Annotated in this window: 4 protein-coding genes; 2 read left to right on the forward strand and 2 right to left on the reverse strand. The window is 62.8% G+C overall.

Going from position 1 to position 2,818, the window contains the following annotated elements; translation table 11 throughout:
- Together EOA33_RS39925 and EOA33_RS30930 are read left to right on the forward strand one after the other, a co-directional pair.
- On the forward strand, positions 1-219 hold a 219-nt coding region (locus EOA33_RS39925; protein WP_210212632.1), incomplete at its 5' end, for a hypothetical protein.
- Between the two features lie 212 nt (positions 220-431).
- Positions 432-1,619 carry a Xaa-Pro peptidase family protein gene (locus tag EOA33_RS30930; protein WP_126058194.1) on the forward strand — a complete coding sequence of 396 codons (1,188 nt, stop codon included), beginning with the start codon at positions 432-434 and terminating at the stop codon, positions 1,617-1,619.
- 173 nt (positions 1,620-1,792) lie between these two features.
- On the opposite strand, the gene EOA33_RS30935 is transcribed toward EOA33_RS30930, so the two are convergent.
- Together EOA33_RS30935 and EOA33_RS30940 are read right to left on the reverse strand one after the other, a co-directional pair.
- Positions 1,793-2,209: a cupin domain-containing protein gene (locus tag EOA33_RS30935; protein WP_127407369.1), complete on the reverse strand. Its 417-nt coding sequence runs from the start codon at positions 2,207-2,209 to the stop codon at positions 1,793-1,795.
- A gap of 4 nt (positions 2,210-2,213) precedes the next feature.
- A partial coding sequence (locus EOA33_RS30940) for a phosphoenolpyruvate hydrolase family protein (RefSeq protein WP_145989374.1) occupies positions 2,214-2,818 on the reverse strand: 605 nt, incomplete at its 5' end.

Raw genomic sequence — 2,818 nt, forward strand, 5'->3', positions numbered from 1 at the left:
GCCGAGCCGGCAAGCACGGTGCGCCTGGAAATGGTGAGAGCTGACATGATCGACCTCCGTCCTCCGCGCCACCCGCTCGGGCGCCAATCCCTTGACGCCAGCTTGTCCACGAGCGTCGTTGCGGCAGCGATTATGAGCCTCGCCAAGGGTTTCGCCAGAGACGGATTTGGCGCATTCTGGCGTGGCTTTGAAATTTCCGTCCGCTGGACCAGTCGTTAGGCAAGCGGTTCAGTCGAACAATCTGGTAGGACCAGATGTTGCTATTGACGCGCGAGAACGCGGCATTGTGACAATCGATGACGGCCGGAAGCTGATTTCTGGCTGGACCAGAGTAGCCAAAGTGATGCAGATTTAGCCGACAGCCAAATGATCAGCCACAAAACCAGCCGGCGAGCCGGCCCGATCGGCCAGCACATTCAGGGAGAGAAAAAATGAACATCGCCCCGGGCAAGAATGCGGTCGCCATTCCATTCGACCAGGCCAGGCTGGACGGGCTGATGGAGGAAGCCGGCATCGACGTGCTGCTCGCCACCTCCAAGCACAACACGCAATATCTGCTCGGCGGCTACAAGTTCATCTTCTTCGCCGCCATGGATGCGATCGGCCACAGCCGCTACCTGCCGATCGTTGTCTACGAGAAGGGTGGGCCAGACCGCGCTGCCTATATCGGCAACCGTATGGAGGGCGCCGAGCACCAGAACAACCCGTTCTGGACACCGACCTTGCACGCCGCCTGCTGGGGCACACTGGATGCCGCCAATCTCGCCGTTGAGCATGTGCAGAAGATCGGCAAGGGCGAGGCGCGCATCGGCATCGAGCCGGCCTTCCTGCCGTCGGATGCCTACACGCTGGTTCGCAAGGCGCTGCCGGATGCGAAGCTGATCGATGCGACCGGCATGCTGGAGCGCATGCGCGCCATCAAGACCGACGCCGAGCTCGAGAGGCTGCGTGTCGCCTCCGAGCTGATCACCGATTCGATGCTGGCGACCATCCAATGGGCGCGCGAAGGCACGACCAAGACCGAGATCATCGAGCAGCTGAGGCGCGAGGAGACCAATCGCGGCGCGCATTTCGAATATTGCCTGCTGACCCTGGGCTCCAGTCACAACCGCGCGGCCTCGCCGCAAGCGTGGAAGCAGGGCGAGGTGTTGTCGATCGATTCCGGCGGCAACTACCACGGCTATATCGGCGACCTCTGCCGCATGGGGATTCTCGGCGAGCCGGACGCAGAGCTGGAGGATCTGCTGGCTGAGGTGGACGTCGTGCAGCAGGCGGCGTTTTCGAAGGTCAGGGCGGGCACGCTCGGTGGCGATATGATCGCCCATGCGGAGGGCGTGCTGAAGGCCTCGAAGGTCTCGCCTTACACGGATTTCTTCGCCCACGGCATGGGGCTCATCACGCATGAAGCGCCCTTCCTGATGACCAACCATCCGGTCACCTATGAAGGCACCTATGCCGGGAAGCCGCTGGAAAAGAACATGGTGCTGTCGGTCGAGACGACCATGCTTCACCCGACACGCGGCTTCATCAAGTTGGAGGATACTGTCGCGGTGACGGATAATGGCTACGCGATGTTCGGCGACCGGGCCAGGGGATGGAACAGGGGCGGGATTTCATAAGGCCGAAAGTCGGCGCCGCCCCTCATCCGCCTGCCGGCACCTTCTCCCCGTAGAACGGGGAGAAGAAGGCAGCTTCGGCGATTTGCGAAATCGTTGATGAAGGCGTCTTTCTCCCCGTTCTACGGGGAGAAATGTCCGGCAGGACAATGAGGGGCGGCGCCAGCCTCGAAGGTTCACTCCCCTGCTGGCAGCACCCTGACATCCGGCAGGTCGCGCAGCGCCAGTTCCGGGCCGGCCGGCGAATAGACGACGAAGAGCTGCATCGGCTGGTCGCCGGTGTTGAGCGTCGAATGGAAGCGGCTCTCGGGCACATAGACTGTGCAGCCGGGGCCGACTTTCGCGACCACCGGATTGCCGTCCTCGTCCTCGACCATCTGCTCGCCATGGCCGGAGATGACGAAGATGATTTCTTCGGCGCCGGGATGGTTGTGGCGGGTGTGGCCCTTGCCGGAGGGCAGGTCGACGACGCCGCCGGAAAAACGCTCCGCACCATTCACTTCGGGCGCGACCGTCAGGGCCAGCCTGCCCCAGTCGAAGCCAAAGGCGCTGACGTCCTTCGGATACACGAACATCTTGCTCTTGTCGGTCATCGTCTCATCCCTTCTTTTTCTTGATGGTCGCCTTGCCGCGGCCGATCGCGACCGCCTTGAAATCCGCCGTCTGTTTGGCGATTGCGGCCTCCGCCGGCAGCCGTTCCATCGAGCTCGCGCCATAGAAGCCATGCAGCCCTTCGCAGCGCTCGAGGATGTAGCGGGCATCGTCCGGCATCGAGATCGGCCCGCCATGGCAAAGCAGGATGACGTCCTTGCGCACCGAGCGCGCGGCGTCGGCGATAGCGTCGATCTCCTTCACGCAGTGGTCGAGCGACTTCGCCGACGTGGCGCCGATCGAGCCGCCGGTCGTCACGCCCATATGGGCAACAATGATGTCGGCGCCGGCCTTTGTCATGGCGCGCGCCTCGTCGGGGTTGAAGACATAGGGCGTGGTCAGGAGGTCGAGCTTGTGCGCCTCGGCGATCATGTCGACCTCGAGCCCAAAACCCATGCCGGTTTCCTCGAAGCTCTGCCGCATGGTGCCGTCGAACAGGCCGATGGTGGGAAAGTTCTGCACACCGGAAAAGCCCATCGTCTTCAATTCGGCCAGGAACAGCGGCATGATGAAGAAGGGATCGGTACCGTTGACGCCGGCCAGACCCGGCG

Source organism: Mesorhizobium sp. M4A.F.Ca.ET.050.02.1.1, from assembly GCF_003997725.1.
Lineage (GTDB): Bacteria > Pseudomonadota > Alphaproteobacteria > Rhizobiales > Rhizobiaceae > Mesorhizobium.